Source organism: Arthrobacter sp. Soil761 (assembly GCF_001428325.1).
In the GTDB taxonomy this organism is placed as follows: Bacteria; Actinomycetota; Actinomycetes; order Actinomycetales; family Micrococcaceae; genus Arthrobacter.
On the sequence record NZ_LMSF01000030.1, the window covers coordinates 339,570 to 361,103 of the forward strand.

The window sequence follows — 21,534 nt, forward strand, 5'->3', positions numbered from 1 at the left end:
GTTAGACGTGTCCCATCGCGTTCCGGCCGGCGTTGCGGATGTAGCAGGTCCAGCAGACCAGCAGCATCACCACGTAGGCGGCAACGAATCCGTAGAAGGCCGGGGTGTAGGAGCCACTGGCGGTGCTGGAAGCGTTCAGGACCTGGGGGATGACGAAGCCGCCGTAGGCTCCGATCGCTGAGATCAGCCCGAGTGCCGAGGACGCCAGGCGCTGGGTTGCCACGGAGCTGGCGCCGTTGCGTGCGGCCCGGCTGGAGGTGGCGAAGATAACGGGGATCATCCGGTAGGTGGCGCCGTTTCCAAAGCCGCTGGCGGTGAACAGCATCAGGAAGAGGACCAGGAAGAGCCAGAAGTTCTTCAGCGGCAGGGTCCAGATCATGGTGAGGGTGATGACGGCCATGGAAGCGAAGGCTGTGACGGTCATCCGGGCCCCGCCCATGCGGTCCGCCATGCGTCCGCCGTACGGGCGGGCCAGCGAGCCCACCAGGGGGCCCAGGAATGCAAGGGACAGGGCCACGGTGCCTACTCCGATGGAGGAGAACGCGGGGAAGTAGTCCTTGATCAGCTTGGGGAACACGCCGGCGAAGCCGATGAATGAGCCAAAGGTGCCGATGTACAGCAGCGCCATGATCCACAGGTGCGGTTCCTTGAGCGCAGCGACCGAGCCGGCCACGTCACCCTTGGCGCTGGTGAGGTTGTTCATGTACTTGAAGGCGCCGAACGCTGCGAGAAGGATGAAGGGAACCCACATCCAGCCGGCCATGGGAAGGTTGACGGTGCCGGCGGCCAGCAGGGTGATCACGATGGGAACGGCAAGCTGTGCGACGGCGGCGCCCAGGTTCCCGCCTGCGGCGTTCAGGCCCAGCGCCCAGCCCTTTTCCCTGGCCGGGTAGAAGAAAGTGATGTTCGCCATGGAGCTGGCGAAGTTGCCGCCGCCGAAGCCGGCCAGTGCGGCCACGAGCAGCATGACGCCGAAGGGCGTCTCCGGGTTGGAGACACACAGCGCCAGGCCGGTGGAGGGGATCAGGAGCAGCAGGGCGGACACGATGGTCCAGTTGCGTCCGCCGAACCGGGGAACCATGAAGGTGTACGGGATGCGGAGGGTGGCGCCCACGAGGCTGGGCATGGAGATGAGCCAGAAGATCTCCGAGGTGGAGAATGTGAAGCCGGCGGCCGGCAGCTGGACCACCACAATGGACCACAGCTGCCAGACAACGAAGCCGAGGAACTCGGCGAAGATGGACCAGTTCAGGTTGCGGCGGGCGATGGCGCGGCCGGCGGTTTCCCACTGCTCCTTGTTCTCGGCATCCCAGTTGGCGATCCAGCGGCCGGGGCGGAATTCAAGGGCAGGGGTGTCTGTGGTGCGGGTAGAGCCGGGCTGTACGCCGGCATCGACGGTGCGGTCAACAGTCACGGGTTACCTCCTTCAGGGGGATGTTGTTCCTCAAAGGTAGGGACGGCGCGTTTCACGGACGGTCGATGTTTGTTAACGCGCTGTGACTTTTGCCTATCCGGTCCGGCCCGGCGGCGTGAGGCCGCCTGCCGGACCGCATTGTGAGACATGCAACACACGTCCGAATGGTGGACGTTTCGTCCATTGACTGGACGTGGCGAAGTAAGATCGAACTCTAACTATTCGAGCCGGGAGGCAGCCCTGCCTGTGCCCGGCCGGTCTCACGAAAGCGTTTACCTATGTCATCCACCGATACCACCACGGTGCCTGGTTCGCACCAGCCGGTGAACTCCCGCGGCCGCGTCATCGTGGCCAGCCTGATCGGCACCACAGTGGAGTTCTACGACTTCTACGTCTATGCCACTGCCGCCGTGCTCGTTTTCCCGAAGCTCTTCTTCCCGGGCGCGAACGAAACCACCCAGCTGCTGAGCTCCTTCGCCGTATTTGGCGTGGCATTCATCGCCCGGCCGCTCGGCTCCATCGTCTTCGGGCACTTCGGCGACAAGTTCGGCCGCAAGGGCACGCTGGTGGCGTCGCTGTTGACCATGGGTATTGCCACCTTCCTCATCGGCTGCCTCCCCACCGCGCTGGTTCCGGGCTGGGAATTCTGGGCACCGGCCCTGCTGGTGGTCATGCGCTTCGCCCAGGGCCTTGCGCTCGGCGGGGAGTGGAGCGGGGCCGCGCTGCTGGCCACCGAGAACGCCCCTGCCAACAAGCGGGCCATCTACGGCACCTTCCCGCAGCTGGGCGCCCCGATCGGCTTCATCATCGCCAACGTCATCTTCCTGGTTGCGAGCTACACCCTGACGCCGGAAGCTTTCCAGGCGTGGGGCTGGCGCGTCCCGTTCCTGCTCAGCGCCGTCATGGTGATCCTGGGCCTGTACGTACGGCTCAAGCTGATCGAAACCCCCGCCTTCACCAAGGTGCTGGAATCCAAGGAGGTGGCCAAGCTGCCGCTTGGCCGCGTCTTCAGGACCAGCTGGCGCCAGCTGATCCTGGGCACCTTCATCATGCTGGCCACGTACGTGCTCTTCTACCTGATGACCACGTTCACCCTTACCTACGGCACCAAGCCAACCCTCGAAGGTGCCAAGGCCGCGGCCGAAAAGGCCGGAAAGCCCATGTCTGACGCCGCTGCTGCCGCGTTCGTTCCAGGCCTCGGCTACACCCGCAACGACTTCCTCTGGATGCTGATTGCCGGCGTCGTCTTCTTCGGCATCTTCACCCTGGTCTCCGGACCCCTGGCCGAAAAGTACGGCCGGCGCAAGATGCTCCTCGCCGTCACCGCGGGCATCTTCGTGTTCGGCCTGCTGTTTGTTCCGCTGTTCAGCGGTGGCTTTGTGGGCACCATGGGCCTGCTGATCCTCGGGTTCTCTCTCATGGGCCTCACCTTCGGGCCCATGGGAGCGCTGCTGCCGGAGCTGTTCCCCACGAACGTCCGCTACACCGGCTCGGCGATCAGCTACAACTTCTCCAGCATCCTGGGCGCTGCGGTGGCACCGTTCATCGCCGTGGCCCTGTGGGAAGCGGCCAAGGGCAGCCCTGTCCTGGTGGGTGTCTACCTGACGGCCATGGCCGTGCTCACCCTGATTGCGCTGTTCCTTACCCGCGAAACCCGCGACCTGGACTACGAGAACAACGTGGCCTGACGCTTCGGGTGCCGAAAATGCCCGGCGCGGCCATCCGGCCCGCCGGGCATTTTCATGCTCACCGTGCGTAGCGCGCCACGAAGTTCTTCAGCACGGCCATGGGCTCGGTGACCGTGAATTGGCGTGCGGCCGCCATCAGCTCCTCGGCGGATTCGGGCGGAAAGTAGCCGGCGTGCCGGTAGATATCGATCCGGGTCACCAGCCCGTCGGTGTCCAGTTCGGGATGGAACTGGGTGGCATAAAGGTTGGTCTTGACCCGGAACATGTGCACGGGGCAGGTGGCTGAGCGCGCCAGCAGCACCGCGTGCGGTGGCAGGGAACTGACCGCTTCCTTATGGCCGGTCAGGGCCGTGAAGGTCCGGGGCATGCCCTGCAGCAGGGGATCCTGCAGCCCGGCATCCGTCAGCTCGATTTCCACGGCGCCCAGCGGCTCGCCGTAGGTCCTGTCGATGACCGCGCCCTGGTGGCGGCCCAGCGTCCCCACCCCGTAGCAGGCGCCCAGGAAGGGAAAGTCGCGGGCCACCAGCTGGTCCAGGAGGCCGGACAACTCCCGCTCCACCCGGTGCTGGACCGGGCTCTTCTGCTCCGGCGGATCGCTGGACGTGAACGGGCTGCCGCCCACGATGACGCCGGAATAATCCGCAAGATCCAGCGCGGGCAGGGGAGCGGCCTCGAGCCTGACCCGGCGCAGCTCCCGTTCCTCAAGCCCGCCGTACCTCAGGTAGGCGGCATATTCCTCCTCCGCGGCAGCGTCTTCCGGGCGGGAGGCGAGGAGCAGGAAAGGCAGCATGAGCTAAGTCTGCATCCTGGCGGCGCCCCCTGCCAGCACCGGCTCAGCCGGCGGGCTGGGTCAGCGACCGGCGGGACTGTGGCCGGGCTGCGGGGTCGGCGTGGCGGTGCACCAGCTTCCAGTAGCCTTCCTCGCGCCGGAAGATACTGGTCACGCGAAGCGCGAATTCCTCGGTGGCGGCCGCCGCGTCCAGCCGTGCCCGGAAGTGCTCGGTCTCCACCAGGTAGGCGGTGTCCCGGGCGGTGTAGGAGGTGACGGTGTCGAAGCCCAGCATCTCGCCGTCGCGGAACTGCCGCGCCGCCTGGTCAAGCCGGGCCTCCACCTGGGCCCAGCCGCGCGCTATGCCGCCGAAGGGATTGGCCAGGGTGACGTCGTCAAGGCGGGAGTAGAGCTCCTTGATGGGGGCCGGGTTGCCCCGGGTGATTTCGGGAACCGCCTGGTGGTAGCGGTCCACTTCTTCCTGGAAGCTGGGTGCGAGCATGGCTGCCGGGACTGCTTTCTAGTCTTCGATGGTGGCGATGATGGCGCCCGCGGACACCGTTTCGCCCGCCGTTGCCGTCAGGCCGGTGATGGTCCCGGACCGGTGTGCGGTGAGGGGCTGCTCCATCTTCATGGCCTCGAGGACCACCACCAGGTCACCTTCGGACACAACGTCCCCGTGAGCCACGGCCACCTTCACGATGGTGCCCTGCATGGGGGAGGTCAGGGCGTTGCCGGTGGCAGCCGCGGGACCGGCGGAGCGGGACCGCTTCTTGGACTTGCCCGGCTTGGCGGCGGCGCCTGCTGCAGTGCCCGGCGTGCCCAGGGACGCGGGGAGGACCACCTCCAGCCGCTTGCCGCCCACCTCGACCACGACGCGCTGGCGGTCTTCTGCGGAGCCGTCTGCATCGGTTGGGGCATCCGGCGTCCAGGCGGGAAGGTTGTTGCTGAATTCGGTTTCGATCCACCGGGTGTGGACCTTGAACGGGCCCTCGGCCGGGGCGAAAGCGGGGTCCGACACAACTGCGAGGTCGAACGGGATGACGGTGGGGATGCCCTCCACCACCATCTCCTCCAGCGCGCGGCGGGCACGCTGGAGGGCCTGCGGCCGGGTGGCGCCGGTGATGATCAGCTTGGACAGCATGGAGTCGAAGTTCCCGCTGATCACGTCGCCCTGTTCCACGCCCGAGTCCACGCGCACGCCGGGACCGGTGGGGTTCTTCAGGACGCGGACCGTGCCGGGGGCCGGCAGGAAGTTGCGGCCCGGATCCTCGCCGGTGATGCGGAATTCGATGGAGTGTCCGCGGACCTCGGGATCGCCGTAGCCCAGTTCCTCGCCCCTGGCCAGCCGGAACTGTTCGCGCACCAGGTCGATGCCGGTGACTTCCTCGGAGACGCAGTGCTCCACCTGGAGGCGGGTGTTGACTTCGAGGAAGGAGATGGTGCCGTCCTGGCCCACCAGGAATTCGCAGGTTCCGGCGCCGAGGTAGCCGGCCTCCTTAAGGATGGCCTTGGAGGATTCGTAGAGGCGCCGGTTCTGGTCCTCGGTGAGGAACGGTGCCGGGGCTTCCTCCACGAGCTTCTGGTTGCGCCGCTGCAGGGAGCAGTCGCGGGTGGACACCACCACCACGTTGCCGTAGGCGTCGGCCAGGCACTGGGTTTCCACGTGCCGTGGGGCGTCCAGGAAGCGCTCGATGAAGCACTCGCCGCGGCCGAAGGCTGCGGTTGCCTCACGGACGGCGGATTCGTACAGCTCCGGGATTTCTTCCCGGGTGCGGGCCACCTTGATGCCGCGTCCGCCGCCGCCGAAGGCAGCCTTGATGGCCACGGGCAGGCCGTGGCGGTCCACGAAGTCCAGGACTTCGTCCGCGGACTCAACGGGGTCGGCGGTGCCCGGAACCAGCGGGGCGCCCACCTTTTCGGCGATGTGCCGGGCCTGGACCTTGTCGCCCAAGGCGGAGATTGCCTCCGGGGAGGGGCCGATCCAGGTGATGCCGGCCTCGATCACCCGTGCGGCGAACTGGGCATTTTCGGCCAGGAAGCCGTAGCCGGGGTGGATGGCGTCGGCGCCGGACTGGCGGGCGGCGTCAATGATCTTGTCCATCACCAGGTAGGACTCCGCCGCGGTGGTGCCACCCAGGGCGTACGCCTCGTCAGCCAGCCGGACGTGCAGCGCGTCCCGGTCCGGATCTGCGTAGACGGCCACGGAGGCAATGCCCTCGTCCCGGGCCGCCCGGATGATGCGCACGGCGATTTCGCCGCGGTTGGCGATCAGCACCTTTGTGAGGCTCGGCTGTGTAGTACCTGCGGACTGCTCCAAATTTGCTGACAAGGCGTCTCCTTCTTTCCTTCAGGGAGCCTAGCGCGCTTTTGGAGGTTCCGCCGATATTACTTGCGGAATCCGCGTGTAAACCGGCCGTCCTTTGTAGGGAAGCTACAAGCAGTGTGGAAACCGGGCGATTTACCGCCGGGGCCAGAGGTCCGTAATGCGCACGTTGGCGGACGCGAGCAGCCCGCGCAGGGTGGAGACGGAAAGGCCGACGACGGCGTGCGGGTCGCCGTCGACCTTCCGGACGAAGGCGCCGCCCAGGCCGTCGATGGTGAAGGAGCCCGCGCAGTGGAGCGGCTCTCCGGTGGCGATGTAGGCGTCGATCTCTGCCGGATCCATCTCCAGGAAGGAAACCTCGGCTGAGGCGACCGCCCCCACCGTGGCGCCCGAGCCGCGGCCGCTGCCGCCGTCGTCGTCCGTGTCCCTGCAGTCCACCAGCCAGTGGCCCGTGTGCAGCACTCCCGCGCTGCCGCTCATCCGGAGCATCCGCTCGCGGGCGACGTCGGCGGTGTAGGGCTTGCCGTGCGCCTCGCCGTCGAATTCAAAGACCGAGTCGCAGCCCAGCACCAGGGCGCCGTCCGCTTCCGGCAGCGCCGCCACGGCCTCGGCCTTGGCGCGGGCCAGCAGCAGCGCGGTGTCGTGCGGGTCCGTGACGCCGTACCGCGCCTGCACGGCGGCCTCGTCGACGTCGGAGACCAGCACGGTGTGCCGGATGCCGGCCTCGGCCAGGAGCTTGGTGCGGGCGGGGGACTGGGAGGCGAGAATCAGATGGAGCACGGCTTCAGCCTAGTGGACCAGCTCGCCGGAGGCGGGTGCTGCCTGGCCCCTGTTGAGCTTGGCGCCCTCCACGTCCACGTCCGGCAGGATCCTGTCCAGCCACCGCGGCAGCCACCAGGACCTGGCGCCCAGCAGGTACATCACGGCCGGGACGATGGTCATGCGGACCACGAAGGCGTCGAACAGTACGCCGAAGGCCATGGCAAAGCCCAGCGGCCGGACCATGGTGAGGTGGCTGAAGATGAAGCCGGAGAACACGCTGACCATGATGATCGCGGCCGCGGTGACTACGGCGGCCGCGTGCCGGAAGCCCACCCTGACCGCTTCCTTGGCGGACGATCCGTGCATGTATGCCTCGCGCATGCCGGAGGCGATGAACACCTGGTAGTCCATGGCCAGGCCGAACAGCACGCCGATCAGGATAATGGGCAGGAAGCTGAGCACGGCGCCGGGGTTGGCCACGTCGAAGATGTTCCCCAGCCAGCCCCACTGGTATACCGCCACCACGGCACCGAAGGCGGCGGACAGGGACAGCAGGAAGCCGCCCGTGGCCAGCAGCGGGACCACGATGGACCGGAACACCAGCAGCAGCAGGATCAGGGAAAGTCCGACGACGATGGCCAGGTAGGGCGGCAGGGCGTCACCAAGCTTGGTGGAGACGTCCACGTTGCCGGCGGTCTGCCCGGTCAGTCCCATGGCCACGCCGTAGTCGGACTGGATCTCCCCGTTGAGGCCGCGGAGCTCGGAGACCACCTTGACGGTGGTGGCGCTGGCCGGGCCCTCCTTGGGGATGACCTGGAACACGGCGGTCCGGCGGTCCTCGCTGAGGGCGACGGGCACGGCTGCCACCACATTGTCCACGGCACGGAGCTTGTCCGCGATGTCGTACTGCAGCTTCCGGGCCTGGGCTTCGTCCAGGTCCGCGGGGAACTCGCCGACGGCCACGATGGGTCCGGTGACACCTTCGCCGAAGCTGCGGGCCGTGAGGTCGTAGGCCTGGTAGGCCTCTGACTCCAGGGGTTCGGAGCCTCCGTCCGGCAGGGCCAGCTGCAGCTGGGTGGCGGGCAGCGCAAGGGTGCCCAGCAGGAGGATGCCCGCGATCAGTGCCACCCACGGGTGCCGGGTCACCAGGCCGCCCCACCCGCGGGTGCTGCGTTCCTTATCGGTGGCGAGGTCGGCCGCTTCGTGGTCCGGTTCGGCGTTGTGGGCTTCGGCTTTGGCCCAGGCCCGCCGGGAGATGATGCGCCGTCCGATCAGGGACAGCATGGCAGGGGTCAGGGTGATGGCCACGAGCACCGCAACGGCCACGGTTCCCGCTGCCGCAAGGCCCATGACGGCGAGGAAGGGCAGCCCGGGGACCACCAGGGCGGCAAGGGCGATGATCACGGTCAGGCCGGCGAAGACCACGGCGTTGCCGGACGTGCCGTTGGCCTGGGCAACAGACTCCTCCGCATCCATGCCGGCAAGGAGCTGGGTGCGGTGCCGGTTGACGATGAACAGCGAGTAGTCGATGCCGACGGCGAGGCCAAGCATCAGGGCCAGCATGGGCGAGATGGAGCTCATGTCGAAAAGGCCGGAAAGGGCGAACGTGATGCCGACGCCCACGCCGACGCCGATGATGGCCATCAGCAGGGGCAGCCCGGCGGCGATCAGCGTGCCCAGCATGAGGATGAGGACCAGCGCCGCAACGGCGATGCCGACGATTTCCGCGGTGCCGAACAGTGCCGAAATGTCCTCGGTGATTTCCTTGCTGGCCAGCGCCGTGACGCCTGCCGCGGAGGTCTCGTGGGCGATCTCCTGCACCTGCTTGCGCACGGCCGGGGCCAGCCCGTTGATGGAGGTCTTGAACTGCACCTGTGCCACGGCGGCCTTGTTGTCCGCGGACACGAAGCGGATGGCTGATGCTGCCTGGGCCTGCCGTTTGCCCTGTTCCAGCTTGGCCTTGTTGGCCGCCAATTCCTGGGCGCCGGCGTCCAGCTTGGCCTGGCCCTGGGCCAGCGCTGCCTTCTGCTGGCCCAGCTGGGCTTCAATCAGTGCTGCCGGCGCCCCGGCGGCGGTGAGCTGCTGCTCGGCTGCCGCCAGCTGCGCCTTGCCGGCTTCAAGCTGGGCCCGGGAGGCGTCCAGCTGTGCCTGCCCGGCCGCCAATTGCTGTTCGCCGTCGGTGATGGCCTTGCCGGCCTGGTCCACCTGTGCCTGGGTGGCGAACGGGTCCACCGTGCCACGCACCTCGGGGAGGGTCTGGAGCTTCTTCAGCGCCTCCGTCACGGCCGTCCGGCTTTGGGCCGTGAAGCCGCCGTCCGGGGCTTCGAAAACGATCGTGGCGCTGCCGCCGGAGGCCGAGGGCAGCTCCTGCTTGAGCTTGTCCGCAATCCGCTGGGTCTCGGTCCCGGGAATCTGGAAGTTGTTGGACAGGGTGCCGTGGAATGCCGCGGCCGAGCCGCCCACGCCCACCAGCACGGCGAGCCACAGGGAGATGACCAGCCAGCGCCGGCGGTAGGAGAACTTGCCGAGGCGGTAGAGGAGCAGTGCCATGCGGTGAACCGATCTGATCAGGAGGAACGGGTGGCGGATGGTGGAGCGGGGGTGTTGAAGCCGGTGGCCAGCAGGGCCATGGCATCGATGAGCAACTGCCGGAGCTCGGCCAGGGACGCGGGTGTCAGGTCCGGACCGCGGCGGCTGAACCACACCTCCATGGCGGCCTTTCCGCAGGAGATGATCGAGCCGGCCAGGGCGTGGACATAAAGCTCGTCCTGGGCGCCGGGGGTGCCGGCGAGGCGTTCGCGGGCGACGGTGAAGACCTGCGCCCGGCAGTGGTCCCACGCCTCGAGTTCCGGGTGCGACATCAGCGGGCTCTGCTGGGTCAGCGTGAACAGTTCCGCCAGCGGCGCCACGGCCTTGGGGTCGGCAAGGGCCATCAGCGCGGCCTGGGCGGATTCCAGCATGGGCTCGTCCGCCGGGCGGAGGCGCAACTGCTGAATCGCGTTGTCCAGGAAGCCATGGACGATGGAGGCCAGGGCGGCGTCGGTGCTGCTGAAGTAGTTGAAGAAGGTGCGGCGCGAGATCCCCGCGGCGTCGGCGATGTCTTCCACCGTGAAGTTTCCGGGGCCTTTGGAGCGCAGGAGTTCCAGTGCGGCGTCGGTGATCGCCTGGCGGGTGGCGGCCTTGTTCAGCTCGCGCCGGGAAGGTGCGGCGGGTTCGTCCGGCGGGGCAACGGGTGATGTCACGCGCTTACACTACGTGCAAGTTTGCACTCAATGCAACTTAAATTCACAGGAGAACCATAGCTTCCCGACAGCCCTTCCTGATCCTTGCGCCGGATGCTTGGTATGCCTCGCCCGAGGCGAATCACCAGGAGCCGTCAGTTGACGGCGAATCAGGAGACACGACATGAGACGCACGAAGAAGATGACCGTGGGCCTGACGGCCGCAGCGCTGGCGCTTGGTGCCGGAATCGGCGTGGCCGGCATGGCATCCGCGACCACGACGCCCACTCCCACACCCAGCGCGGGTTCCAGTGCTGCCGCTGACGGAACTACCGGCAGCGCCCCCGATGGCATGGGCAGGCACGGCGGCCGCGGCGGCCATGGGATGGAGCAGGCCTCGGCGCTGGCAGCGAAGCTGGGCGTTGATGAAGCCAAGGTGGCCGACGCCTTGAAGGCCTTCCGCGAAGCCAACAAGCCCACCACGCCGCCGGCCGAGGGCCAGAAGCCGGATCCTGCCGCCCGCGAGGCTGCACTCGCCAAGTCCCTTGCTGCATCGCTGGGCATCGATGAAGCGAAGGTGACCGCAGCGCTGCAGGAGATCCGCAGCGAGGAAGAGGCCGAACATGCAGCCGGACTCAAGTCCCGCCTGGACAAGGCTGTAGCGGATGGAAAGCTGACCCGGGCTGAAGCCGACGCCGTGACGAAAGCCATCCAGAACGGGGTAATCGGAGGTGGCTGGCACTGACCATCACTGTTGTTGAGCGATACGCGCAGCCCTGATTGCAAAAAGGCGTCCCCGGGAGAATCTCCCGGGGACGCCTTTCCTTGCTGCTGTGCCTTACGCCTTTGCATCCTGCAGTTCGCGGGGTGCGGTGTCGGCGCTGGTGCCGTCGGTAGCGGTTTCGCCGGCGGCAGCATCGGCGTCGTTGTCATCCACGAACGGGGTCCCGTTGCGGGGTGCGTTGTACAGCGATTCGTCCAGGATGCCCTGGCGCTTGGCCACGATGGTGGGAACCAGGGCCTGGCCGGCCACGTTCACAGCGGTGCGCCCCATGTCCAGGATGGGATCAATGGCCAGGAGGAGTCCGACGCCGGCCAGCGGCAGTCCCAGCGTGGAGAGCGTCAGGGTGAGCATCACCACGGCGCCGGTGGTGCCGGCGGTTGCGGCGGAACCGAGGACGGAAACCAGTGCGATCAGCAGGTACTGGCTGAAGTCCAGCTGGATGCCGAAGAACTGGGCCACGAAGATTGCCGAGATCGCGGGGTAGATGGCTGCGCAGCCGTCCATCTTGGTGGTGGCGCCCAGCGGCACGGCGAAGGAGGCGTAGGCGCGGGGGACGCCCAGGCTGCGTTCGGTGACGCGCTGCGTCAGCGGCAGGGTTCCCACGGACGAGCGGGACACGAAGGCCAGCTGGACGGCGGGCCACACGCCGGAGAAGTACTGCTTGATGGACAGTCCGTGGCTGCGGACCAGGATGGGGTAGACGACGAACAGCACCAGGACCAGGCCGGCGTAGATGGCCACGGTGAACTTGCCAAGCGAGCCGATGGTGTCCCAGCCGTAGACGGCCACGGCGTTGCCGATGAGGCCAACGGTGCCCAGCGGCGCGATGCGGATGATCCACCACAGGACCTTCTGGATCACGGCAAGGGCTGAGGCGTTGAGGTTGAGGAACGGCTCCGCAGCCTTGCCCACCTTGAGCGCGGCGACGCCCACGGCGATGGCGATCACGAGGATCTGAAGGACGTTGAAGCTGACCGAGGTGGTGACGGCGCCGGAATCGCCGACCGTGGAGCTGGCACCCAGGCCCAGGAAGTTCTTGGGGAAGAGGCCCACCAGGAAGGCCCACCAGTCACCGGACTTGCCGGTGTACTTGGCTTCCCCGCTGATGCCGGTGTTGGCGCCGGGCTGCAGCAGCACGCCCAGGCCGATGCCGATCAGCACGGCGATCAGGGACGTAATGGCGAACCACAGGAGCGTGTTCCAGGCCAGCCTGGCGGCGTTGGACACCTGGCGCAGGTTGGAGATGGAGCTGACGACGGCGGTAAAGATCAGCGGGACCACGGCGGTCTGCAGCAGGGACACATAGCTTGAGCCGATGGTCTGCAGGGTGGCGCCGAGGGCGTTGGGGTTGGCCTTGGTACTGCCGGTGTACTTGGCCAGCAGGCCGAGGCCAAGGCCCACGATGAGGGCGGCGATGATCTGGAAGCCGAACGAGCCCGCCCACCTGGGCAGCTGGAATCCGGTCTTCCCTGCGGGGGACGGGGTGCTTGTCTGAGTGCTCACCCGACTACGCTAGAGCCACCCCGCATACCACGACGAACGAACATTGAGAAATATTACGCGCCCACGCTCACGCAGGAAGCCGGCAAACCGAGCAAACACAAGGCAGACGACGGCCTATGTTACTTATTCCCGCCCCGGGTGTGCTTAATGTCTCCTGTTGCCCTCCCTCCCCGAAGGGGGGAGACTACGAGAGCAGCGCCCGGCGGAGCGTGTCGAGTCCAACGGAGCCGATGTTGAGGGCCTTGGTGTGGAACTCCTTGAGGTCGAACCCGGGCCGGGCCTCAAGTTCGGCGCGGATCTGTTCCCAGAGGCGCTGGCCTACTTTGTAGGAGGGGGCCTGGCCCGGCCAGCCGAGGTAGCGGGTGAACTCGAAGTTGAGTTGGCCTTCGCTGATGGGGAGGTTTTCCTTGAGGAAGCCGTAGCCCTTGTCCGCGGTCCAGGTGCCGGATCCCCAGCGTTGGGGTATCTCGAGTTCGAGGTGCACGCCGATGTCGAAGACCACGCGGGCGGCGCGCATGCGCTGCATGTCCAGCATGCCCATGTGGTCGCCGGGATCGTTGAGGTAGCCCAGTTCCTGCATGAGCTTTTCCGCGTAGAGTGCCCAGCCTTCGCCGTGGCCGGAGGTCCAGCAGACGTTCCGGCGCCATTTGTTCAGCAGCTCGCGGCGGTAGGTTGCGGTGGCCACCTGGAGGTGGTGGCCCGGGACGCCCTCGTGGTAGACGGTGGTGGTTTCAGCCCAGGTGGTGAACGTGTCCTCGCCGGCGGGGACGGACCACCACATGCGGCCGGGGCGGCTGAAGTCGTCGGACGGGCCGGTGTAGTAGATGCCGCCCTCGTCGGTGGGAGCGATCCGGCACTCGAGTTTCTTCATGACGTCGGGGATGTCGAAGTGCACTCCGGCGAGTTCGGCAACGGCTTTGTCGGAGAGGCCCTGCATCCATTCCCGGAGCGCCTCGGTGCCTTTCAGTTGCCGGGAGGGGTCGTTGTTGAGGATGTCCTTGGCTTCGGCGATGGTGGCGCCTGCCTTGATGGTGTCCGCAACGCGCTCCTGTTCCGCGATGAGGCGGTCCAGTTCCTCGACGCCCCAGGCGTACGTTTCTTCCAGGTCCACTCCCGCCCCCAGGAAGGAGCGGGAGGCCAGGGCGTAGCGGGCCCTGCCCACGGCGTCCTTCTCAGGCGCGGCGGGGAGCAGTTCGGTGCGCAGGAATTCTGCCAGCCGGGCGTAGGCACCCCGGGCGGCGTCAGCACCGGCGTCGAGCGTAGTTTGCAGCGCAGCGGGCAGTGGCCCGTCAGCCGTGGTGGCCTCTGCGGCCAGTTTGGCGAAGAAGCCGTCCGGGGCGGCGTACTTGGCCACCTGTTCGATGACGGTCCGCACCTGGCGGGCAGCGGCCACCCGGCCGGAGTCCCTGGCCATGCGCAGGGATTCGGTGTAGCCGCTGATGGCGGCCGGCACGTTGTGGGCGCGCCCGGCGATGTGCTCCCAGTCCTGTTCGGTGCCGGTGGGCATGAGGTCAAAGATGGCCCTGATGTCCTGGGCCGGGGAGGCGATGTTGTTCAGGTCCGCGTATTCCCAGCCGGAGGCGTGGATCAGCAGTTGCAGGCCGAGCCGTTCCCGCATGGCGTCCAGGGTGACGGCGTCCACGTCGTCTTCCGGTTCCAGGCCCTCCAGGGCAACCAGGGCCTCCCGCGCCGCCTCCGCGAATCCGGCAATGCCGGCGGGGGAGAAATCCTGGTACTCCGTTTCATGTCCCGGCAGGCCAAGGGTGGTGGCGAAGGTCGGGTTGAGCCTGATGAGGGTGTCCGTGTAGTTGTCCGCGACGGCGTCGATCCGGGTGTGCGGGCGCGCGGCGGGTGCAGTGTCTGTAGTCACATGACGAGACTATCGCCCGGACTGCGCCGAGGCCTGGGCCCACGCCGCCGGGGATCCACGCCCGGGACTCAGCCGCGGCTTCGTTTCCAGGCGCCGGGACCGGGCGTGGGTTCGAGCTTGAGCTGCTGCCGGCGCACCCAGTGCCGAACGGTCGGTTTGTCCGCACGTGCAGGTTCGGCGCCGCCAAGGGAGAGGACGACGGCGGTCAGTGCGGCCAGTTCCTCGGCGTTCGGCTGTCCTTTGACCACAGAGAGCAGCGGGGCGGCAAGCGCTTCGGCGGCGTCGGCGGCCGGCCCGGTCCCGGTATTTTCGGTGGCCATCACAGCGGGATGTTCCCATGCTTCTTGGCGGGGAGGCTGGCGCGCTTGTCGCGCAGGGCACGCAGTCCCTTGATGATTTGGATCCGGGTATCGGAGGGGGCGATGACGGCGTCCACGTAACCCAGTTCGGCTGCCTGGTACGGGTTGAGGAGTTCTTCCTCGTACTGGCGGATCACCTCGGCGCGGCGGGCCTCAACGTCACCGCCGTCCTGGGCGACCGCGGCGAGGTCGCGCCGGTAGAGGATGTTCACCGCGCCCTGCGCGCCCATCACACCGATCTGGGCCGTGGGCCATGCCAGGTTCAGGTCGGCGCCGAGCTTCTTGGAGCCCATCACGATGTAGGCGCCGCCGTAGGCCTTGCGGGTGATGACGGTGAGCTTGGGAACAGTGGCCTCGGCGTAGGCGTAGAGGAGTTTGGCGCCGCGGCGGATGATGCCCTGGAATTCCTGGTCCTTGCCGGGGAGGAACCCGGGGACGTCCACCAGGGTGATGATGGGGATGTTGAAGGCGTCGCAGTGCCGCACGAACCGGGCGGCCTTCTCTGACGCCGCGATGTCCAGGGTGCCGGCGAACTGCAGCGGCTGGTTGGCCACGATGCCCACGGTGTGGCCCTCCACCCGGCCGTAGCCGATCATCACGTTGGGGGCGTACAGGGCCTGCATCTCCAGGAAGTGCCCGTCGTCCACGATCTGTTCGACGACGGCGCGCATGTCGTAGGGCTGGTTGGCGGAATCCGGAACCAGCGTGTCCAGGGCGAGGTCGTCGTCGTCGACCTCCAACTCCTGCTGGTGCCCCAGCACCGGTGCTTCGGAGAGGTTGTTGGAAGGCAGGAAGTCCAGCAGTTCGCGCACGAACTCGATGGCGTCGGTCTCATCCGAGGCCAGGTAGGCGGACGTTCCGGTGGTGGCATTGTGCTGCCGGGCGCCGCCCAGGGTTTCCATGTCCACATCCTCGCCGGTGACGGTCTTGATGACGTCGGGGCCGGTAATGAACATGTGCGAGGTCTTGTCCACCATCACCACGTAGTCGGTGAGGGCCGGGGAGTAGGCGGCGCCGCCGGCGGAAGGCCCCATGATCAGGGAGATCTGCGGCACCACGCCGCTGGCGTGGACGTTGTTGCGGAAGATGTCCGCGAACATGGCCAGCGAGGCCACGCCTTCCTGGATGCGGGCGCCGCCGCCGTCCAGGATGCCGACGACGGGGCAGCCGTTGCGGAGCGCGAACTCCTGCACCTTGACGATTTTTTCGCCGTTGACCTGGCTCAGCGATCCGCCGTAGACAGTGAAGTCCTGGCTGTACACCGCCACCAGCCGGCCGTCGACGGTGCCGTAGCCGGAGACCAGGCCATCGCCCAGGGGTTTCTTCTTCTCCATGCCGAAGGCGGTGGAGCGGTGCACGGCCAGGGCGTCGAATTCTACAAACGAGTCTTCGTCCAGCAGCAGGGCGATGCGCTCGCGGGCCGTGTTCTTGCCGCGCGCATGCTGCTTTTCGATGGCTTCGGGGCCGGAGGGCTGTTCGGCGCGCGCCTGGCGGTCGCGGAAATCGGCAATCTTTCCCGCAGTCGTTGTCAGATCGTGGCTCATCAAGTGTCTCCGGCTCTGTAGCAGGTCAATTCTGTTGGCTGGCGGGCCCGTACTGTCTGGAGCTTTAAGTAGCATCCACACAAAAGACGAACCCTGCTGGCAAGTCTAGTGACGCTTTGGACGCCCGCAGCTGTAGGGAACCTACAATTTTCTGCCGTTCCTGCCACGTCCCCTCAATGTTACTCGCCGGTAACTTAGTTGGGTTACAGTGTTGCCATGACTTCAAGCGATGATGCTTTGCATGCTCCCGAAAGCCCCTACCGGGCCACCGGTTCCCTGGCGGGCAGGACCATCCTCATCTCCGGCGGCAGCCGCGGAATCGGACTGGCCATTGCCACAAGGGCGGCGCGGGACGGCGCCAATATAGTGCTGCTGGCCAAAACGGGGGAGCCGCACCCCAAGCTGGCGGGCACCGTGTATACGGCGGCTGCGCAGCTCGAGGAGGCCGGCGGCCAGGCGCTGCCGCTGGTGGGCGATGTGCGCAGGGACGAAGACGTGGCCGGCGCCGTGGCCGCAGCCGTTGAGCGGTTCGGCGGCATCGACGTCGTCATCAACAATGCCTCCGCCATCGACCTTTCCACCACTGATGCAGTGGACATGAAAAAGTACGACCTGATGCAGGACATCAACGTCCGCGGCACCTTCCTGTTGTCCAAGCTGGCGCTCCCGGCGCTCCGGAAGTCGGAACAGGGGCACATCCTCACGCTCTCGCCGCCGCTGAACCTCCACCCCTCCTGGGCGGGGAGGCACCTTGCGTACACCATGGCCAAATACGGGATGAGCCTGACCACGTTGGGGCTGGCGGAGGAACTGAAGGCTGACGGCATCAGGGTCAACTCCCTGTGGCCCTGCACCCTCATCGATACCGCCGCCATCCGGAACATGCCCCACGGCGAAACCATGGTGCTGGCGGCGCGTGGACCGCAGATCATGGCGGACGCCGCCCACGCCATCCTGACCGGCAGCAACCTCGCCGCCGGCGGGCCGCCGTCGGGCAACTTCTACACGGACGAGCAGGTCCTGGCGGCAGCGGGAGTGACCGATTTCCGTCCTTACAGCCTGGGAGCACCCGAAGACCGTCTGGTTCCGGACATCTTCCTCTAGGCGGCCGTACGGGCGTGGCCGGGTTGTCCTTCCCGGGGCGGCAGACGGCTCGGTGGGACCGGGCCAGGCTCGGTAGGATTTGGGTATGGACGACGCACACGCACCGGGCACCCCCCTGAACCGAGGGGACCTGGCCGACCAGCGTTTCCTCTCTGCCACCGGAATACCGCGGATCGACGTGGTGGACTCCACCGGCTCCACGAACGCGGACCTCCTGCGCGGTGTCACGGTGGAACCTTCGGCCTGGCCTGACCTCTCCGTGCTGACCGCCGAGTACCAGACCGCCGCCAGGGGACGCCTGGACAGGCGCTGGGAAGCGCCGCCGCTGAGCTCGGTGTCCGTGTCCGTGGTGCTGCGTCCGGTCAACGCGGACGGCAGGCCCCTGCCCACCCAGTGCTACTCCTGGTTGTCACTGATCGCAGCGCTGGCGCTGCGTGAGACGCTCCTGGAAACGGCCGGGATTCCGGCCGAGCTCAAGTGGCCCAACGACGTCCTGGTGCGGGGCAGGAAAATCGCCGGCATCCTCGCCCAGCTGGGGCCGATGGTTGATGGCAACGTGCCCCCGGTGATCCTGGGGACCGGCCTGAACGTCACCCTGACCGAAAGCGAACTTCCGGTGCCCACCGCCACCTCCGTGGCCCTGGAAGGTGCCCGCACCACGGACCGGACCGCGCTGCTGAAAAGCTACCTGTCCCACTTTGCGGTCCTGTACCGCAGTTTCTGCAACGCCGACGGCGACCCTGCGGCCGGGATGGCCGGTGGCCCGTCGCTGCACAAGAGGGTGGAAGCCGTGATGGTCACCCTGGGCAAGCAAGTGCGCGCACAGCTGCCCGGCGACCACGAGATCATTGGACACGCGTCCCGCCTGGACGATTACGGCTCCCTGCTGGTGGTGGACCGCGACTTGCGGGAGCACGTGGTGACCGCCGGCGACGTGGTGCACCTGCGGCCCTGGACGGCGCCGGACGCGCCAGGCCAAGGTGGTTATGCGTAGAATCCTGGTTCCCGGGGAGCAGGTCATCGTCACTACCCGCCCGCAGCCCCGGAAGCTGGCCGGGGCAGCCGTGGCCTTCGTGCTGGCGCCGGCGTTGGCGGCGTACGCCAGTGCCTGGATCGTCCGCGGCGGGGCAGCCCGCATGGCTCCTGCCCTTGGCCGCCAGTGGACGCCGTGGCTTGTCACTGCCTGCGTCCTCGCTGCTGCGGCTGTCTGGCTGGGCTACTGCCTGCCCCGCCTGCTCCGCTGGCAGGGCACCCGCTACACGCTTACCAGCCAACGGATGGTGGCGCGGTACGGGCTGCTTAACCGGCGGGACCAGCAGGTGAACCTGGCGTCGGTGCGTAACCTGACGGTCCACGAATCGCTGCTGCAGCGATTGGTGCGCTCGGGGAATATATCCTTGGAAACCGGGTACCAGGGCGTGGTGACTTTCCGCGACGTGCCTGAGGTTGCCAAATTCCGCGACTTTATCCTCGACGCCATCGGGGAACTGCCGGACGACAGCGCCCAGCCGGATGGCGCGACGCATTACCCTGCCGGTGCTTTTCCGGAGGACATGAGAGAAGGTGGACGGGATGACCGATGAGGACCAGCAGGAACGCGTCGACAGCACCGCCCCTGCCACCGCCGCCCTTGATCCTGACGCTGCGCCCGTGGAGGTGGCCGCTTCCGGCGACGCCGCACCGGAACCCGGATCCGCGCCGGAACCCGGTTCCACGCCGGCCGCGGCCATGCCGGATGCAGACCGGCACCCGCCCACCGGCGCCATGTCCGCCGAACGCCTGGCCATGAAGGCCCTCGAAGCCCGTCTCCTGGGCGGGGAACGGAAGCTCCGCCGTCGTGAAGTTGCCGCCGGCGCCGGACTCTCCCTGCTCTCTGCCCGCAAGCTCTGGCGTGCACTGGGGTTTCCGAATTTCGGCGACGAGGACGTTGCCTTCACCGAACGCGACCAGGCCGCCCTGTCCACCGTGGTGGACCTGGTCCGCGCCGGCAAGCTCACCGAAGAAGCAGCCATTTCGGTGACCCGCTCCATCGGGCAGATGACGGACCGCATGGTGGTCTGGCAGATCGAAGCCCTGGTGGAGGACATGGTCCACGAGCAGGGCGTCACCGATGCTGTGGCCCGCAAGCGCCTGGTCAACGAACTTCCCGCGCTGGTGGACGCGCTGGAAGAGGTCCTGGTGTACTCATGGCGGCGCCAACTCAACGCCGGCGTCCAGCGACTCGCCGTCCGTGCCGAGGCCGGGCTGCAGGCCAGCGAGGAAGGCCGTGAAGGCGATGAGGACGACGCGCCGCTGCCCCTGGCCCGCGCGGTCGGCTTCGCGGACCTTGTCTCCTACACCAGCCTGTCCCGCCGGATGAACGAAAAGACCCTTGCGCGGCTGGTCCAGCGCTTCGAAAACAAGTGCGCCGAAATCATCTCGGTGGGCGGCGGCCGGCTGGTCAAGACCGTGGGCGACGAAGTCCTGTACATCGCCGAAACCCCGGCGGCCGGTGCCGAAATCTCCCTGGCGCTGGCCGAGGCCTTCACCGAGGACGAAATCCTTCCCGAAGCCCGGGTGGCCATGGTGTGGGGCAGGATCCTGTCCCGCCTGGGCGACATCTACGGTCCCACGGTCAACCTGGCCGCCCGGCTGACCACCCTTGCCGATCCCGGAACGGTTCTGGTCGACTCCATGACGGCCTCCGCCCTGGAGCACGACGAGCGGTTCATCATGATTCCCCAGGCCCCGGAAAATGTCCGCGGCTTCGGTGAGATCAATCCCGTCCGCCTCACCCGCGGCCGGGGCAAGGGCCTGGTCCTGGACTAGGAAACCGGCAGCCGTCGAAGCCGCCCGGAAGAATTTGTCCATTTGCTGGCGTATAGCGGTATCGTTGTGGTGCCCGGGGTCCTGTGACGCCGGCTGCAGGCACAGAGCCTAGATTTACCGGGGGATTTCCACTCATGACACGTCGCGGACAAACGCGCGCCCAGAGGCCTGCTGCCAGCGCGCCCCGACGGCCCCGCCTGCCGCGATCGCGGTGGTTCACCGGCACTGCGTTTGGTGCTGTGGTTGCTGTTGTGGTGACGGGTGCTGTGTTGTATCCGGGGTTTAAGACCACTGAGGTGGAGTTGAATGACGGCGNTCACCGGCACTGCGTTTGGTGCTGTGGTTGCTGTTGTGGTGACGGGTGCTGTGTTGTATCCGGGGTTTAAGACCACTGAGGTGGAGTTGAATGACGGCGGCGTGTGGGTGGTGTCGAAGTCGAAGAATGCTGTGGGGCGGTTGAATTATCCGTCGCGGGTGTTGGACGGTGCGGTGACGCCGGCGTCGACGACGTTCGATGTGTTGCAGCATGCAGGTGAGGTGTTCGTCGATGACGAGACTGGTTCGACGTTGAACCAGGTGTCGCCGGCGAATATGCGCCTGGGTGGGGATAAGCAGTTGCCGGGGGCTGCTGATGTGAGTTTTGGGACGCGGACGATTTCGGTGACGGATGCTGCGTCGGGGAAGGTGTGGGCGGTGTCGCCGTCCACCGTGAATGGTTTTGATAAGGAAGCGTCGGAGCCGGTGATGGTCGGTTCGGCGGGCATCGTCTCTGCGGTGGGTTCTGATGACCGGGTGTATTCGGCGGACCCTAAGACCGGTGTTGTGACGGTGACGGGTGTTGACGCCAACGGTGAGGTGACGTCGTCGGAGTCCAGCACGTGGGATGGGCTTAAGGGTGCCGGGGATCTGCAGATGACGGTGGTGGGGGACCGGCCGGTGGTGCTGGATGCCGCGGCGGGGAACCTGTTCCTGCCTGGTGGCAAGCGGCTGGCGCTGGAGAATGCCAGGGATGCGAAGTTGCAGCAGGCGGGGCCGGGCAGTGATGTTGTGGCGCTGGCCACGCGGAAGGCGTTGCTGAAGCAGCCGCTTGACGGGGGAGCGGCGAAGGTGGTGGCGTTCGACGGCGAGGGTGTTCCGGCTGCTCCGGTGCAGTTGGGCGGGTGTGTGCATGCGGCGTGGTCGGGTGCGAACAAGTATGTCCGGGATTGCGTCAATGATGGTGACGATAAGAAGGTTGACGTGCCCAGGGCGAGTGCGTCGCCGTCGTATGTTTTCCGGGTGAACCGGGACCTGGTGGTCCTGAATGATGTGAACTCCGGGAACGTGTGGCTGGTGAACCAGAACATGCAGCTGGTCAACAACTGGGACGACGTCATCCCACC

At 67.1% G+C, this 21,534-nt stretch carries 17 protein-coding genes and 1 pseudogene; 7 read left to right on the top strand and 11 right to left on the bottom strand.

Annotated features, from left to right (window positions below; translation table 11 throughout):
* Position 1: 1 nt before the first annotated feature.
* Positions 2-1,414, bottom strand: a complete 1,413-nt coding sequence (locus ASG79_RS20220; protein ID WP_018770103.1) for an MFS transporter — start codon at positions 1,412-1,414, stop codon at positions 2-4.
* Positions 1,415-1,692: 278 nt separating this feature from the next.
* On the opposite strand from ASG79_RS20220, the gene ASG79_RS20225 reads away from it, so the two are divergent.
* The gene (locus ASG79_RS20225; RefSeq protein WP_056393544.1) at positions 1,693-3,102 is read left to right on the top strand and encodes an MFS transporter; all 1,410 of its coding nucleotides are present in this window, start codon (positions 1,693-1,695) and stop codon (positions 3,100-3,102) included.
* A 58-nt stretch (positions 3,103-3,160) separates the two neighbouring features.
* Here the strand turns inward: ASG79_RS20225 and ASG79_RS20230 are convergent, their stop codons facing one another.
* The 6 genes from ASG79_RS20230 to ASG79_RS20255 form a co-directional block, all read right to left on the bottom strand.
* Positions 3,161-3,892 carry a glutamine amidotransferase gene (locus tag ASG79_RS20230; RefSeq protein WP_056393546.1) on the bottom strand — a complete coding sequence of 244 codons (732 nt, stop codon included), beginning with the start codon at positions 3,890-3,892 and terminating at the stop codon, positions 3,161-3,163.
* Positions 3,893-3,935: 43 nt separating this feature from the next.
* Positions 3,936-4,373, bottom strand: coding sequence for a YybH family protein (locus tag ASG79_RS20235; protein ID WP_018770100.1), 438 nt, complete (start codon positions 4,371-4,373; stop codon positions 3,936-3,938).
* An 18-nt stretch (positions 4,374-4,391) separates the two neighbouring features.
* Complete coding sequence (locus ASG79_RS20240) at positions 4,392-6,203, bottom strand: acetyl/propionyl/methylcrotonyl-CoA carboxylase subunit alpha (RefSeq protein WP_051081389.1); 1,812 nt, start codon at positions 6,201-6,203, stop codon at positions 4,392-4,394.
* 129 nt (positions 6,204-6,332) lie between these two features.
* Complete coding sequence (locus ASG79_RS20245) at positions 6,333-6,977, bottom strand: Maf family protein (protein ID WP_056393548.1); 645 nt, start codon at positions 6,975-6,977, stop codon at positions 6,333-6,335.
* Between the two features lie 9 nt (positions 6,978-6,986).
* Complete coding sequence (locus ASG79_RS20250; RefSeq protein WP_056393550.1) at positions 6,987-9,509, bottom strand: MMPL family transporter; 2,523 nt, start codon at positions 9,507-9,509, stop codon at positions 6,987-6,989.
* 17 nt (positions 9,510-9,526) lie between these two features.
* On the bottom strand, positions 9,527-10,201 hold the full coding sequence (locus ASG79_RS20255) for a TetR/AcrR family transcriptional regulator (protein ID WP_056393552.1): 675 nt from the start codon (positions 10,199-10,201) through the stop codon (positions 9,527-9,529).
* Positions 10,202-10,364: 163 nt separating this feature from the next.
* Between ASG79_RS20255 and ASG79_RS20260 the strand changes: the two genes are divergently transcribed.
* Entirely contained in the window at positions 10,365-10,925 is a 561-nt protein-coding gene (locus ASG79_RS20260) for a hypothetical protein (protein ID WP_056393554.1), read from the top strand.
* A gap of 93 nt (positions 10,926-11,018) precedes the next feature.
* Here ASG79_RS20260 and ASG79_RS20265 read toward each other — a convergent pair whose 3' ends face one another.
* From ASG79_RS20265 to ASG79_RS20280, 4 genes are all read right to left on the bottom strand, one after another.
* Positions 11,019-12,467, bottom strand: coding sequence for a dicarboxylate/amino acid:cation symporter (locus ASG79_RS20265; protein WP_056393555.1), 1,449 nt, complete (start codon positions 12,465-12,467; stop codon positions 11,019-11,021).
* A gap of 184 nt (positions 12,468-12,651) precedes the next feature.
* Positions 12,652-14,337 carry a DUF885 domain-containing protein gene (locus ASG79_RS20270; RefSeq protein WP_056393556.1) on the bottom strand — a complete coding sequence of 562 codons (1,686 nt, stop codon included), beginning with the start codon at positions 14,335-14,337 and terminating at the stop codon, positions 12,652-12,654.
* A gap of 68 nt (positions 14,338-14,405) precedes the next feature.
* Complete coding sequence (locus ASG79_RS20275) at positions 14,406-14,657, bottom strand: acyl-CoA carboxylase subunit epsilon (protein ID WP_018770092.1); 252 nt, start codon at positions 14,655-14,657, stop codon at positions 14,406-14,408.
* Entirely contained in the window at positions 14,657-16,240 is a 1,584-nt protein-coding gene (locus ASG79_RS20280; RefSeq protein WP_018770091.1) for an acyl-CoA carboxylase subunit beta, read from the bottom strand. The genes ASG79_RS20275 and ASG79_RS20280 overlap by 1 nt, the downstream gene beginning before the upstream one ends.
* Before the next feature lie 216 nt (positions 16,241-16,456).
* Here ASG79_RS20280 and ASG79_RS20285 point away from each other — a divergent pair, with 216 nt between their 5' ends.
* From ASG79_RS20285 to ASG79_RS20305, 5 genes and pseudogenes are all read left to right on the top strand, one after another.
* Entirely contained in the window at positions 16,457-17,344 is an 888-nt protein-coding gene (locus ASG79_RS20285; protein ID WP_026265902.1) for an SDR family oxidoreductase, read from the top strand.
* Positions 17,345-17,429: 85 nt separating this feature from the next.
* The gene (locus ASG79_RS20290) at positions 17,430-18,338 is read left to right on the top strand and encodes a biotin--[acetyl-CoA-carboxylase] ligase (protein WP_018770089.1); all 909 of its coding nucleotides are present in this window, start codon (positions 17,430-17,432) and stop codon (positions 18,336-18,338) included.
* Entirely contained in the window at positions 18,331-18,927 is a 597-nt protein-coding gene (locus tag ASG79_RS20295) for a PH domain-containing protein (protein WP_018770088.1), read from the top strand. Before ASG79_RS20290 ends, ASG79_RS20295 begins: the two co-directional genes overlap by 8 nt.
* A gap of 145 nt (positions 18,928-19,072) precedes the next feature.
* A complete protein-coding gene (locus ASG79_RS20300; RefSeq protein ID WP_223995152.1) occupies positions 19,073-20,152 on the top strand; it encodes an adenylate/guanylate cyclase domain-containing protein in 1,080 nt (359 codons plus the stop codon).
* 316 nt (positions 20,153-20,468) lie between these two features.
* Positions 20,469-21,534: pseudogene (locus ASG79_RS20305) on the top strand (hypothetical protein); the annotation flags it as partial.

Excerpts from the sequence above, each read along its gene's own strand:
- ASG79_RS20225 (WP_056393544.1), top strand. The coding sequence starts at position 1,693 with ATGTCATCCACCGATACCACCACGGTGCCTGGTTCGCACCAGCCGGTG.
- ASG79_RS20230 (WP_056393546.1), bottom strand. The coding sequence starts at position 3,892 with ATGCTGCCTTTCCTGCTCCTCGCCTCCCGCCCGGAAGACGCTGCCGCG.
- ASG79_RS20235 (WP_018770100.1), bottom strand. The coding sequence starts at position 4,373 with ATGCTCGCACCCAGCTTCCAGGAAGAAGTGGACCGCTACCACCAGGCG.
- ASG79_RS20250 (WP_056393550.1), bottom strand. The coding sequence starts at position 9,509 with ATGGCACTGCTCCTCTACCGCCTCGGCAAGTTCTCCTACCGCCGGCGC.
- ASG79_RS20260 (WP_056393554.1), top strand. The coding sequence starts at position 10,365 with ATGAGACGCACGAAGAAGATGACCGTGGGCCTGACGGCCGCAGCGCTG.
- ASG79_RS20275 (WP_018770092.1), bottom strand. The coding sequence starts at position 14,657 with ATGGCCACCGAAAATACCGGGACCGGGCCGGCCGCCGACGCCGCCGAA.
- ASG79_RS20280 (WP_018770091.1), bottom strand. The coding sequence starts at position 16,240 with ATGAGCCACGATCTGACAACGACTGCGGGAAAGATTGCCGATTTCCGC.
- ASG79_RS20285 (WP_026265902.1), top strand. The coding sequence starts at position 16,457 with ATGACTTCAAGCGATGATGCTTTGCATGCTCCCGAAAGCCCCTACCGG.
- ASG79_RS20290 (WP_018770089.1), top strand. The coding sequence starts at position 17,430 with ATGGACGACGCACACGCACCGGGCACCCCCCTGAACCGAGGGGACCTG.
- ASG79_RS20295 (WP_018770088.1), top strand. The coding sequence starts at position 18,331 with ATGCGTAGAATCCTGGTTCCCGGGGAGCAGGTCATCGTCACTACCCGC.
- ASG79_RS20300 (WP_223995152.1), top strand. The coding sequence starts at position 19,073 with ATGCCGGATGCAGACCGGCACCCGCCCACCGGCGCCATGTCCGCCGAA.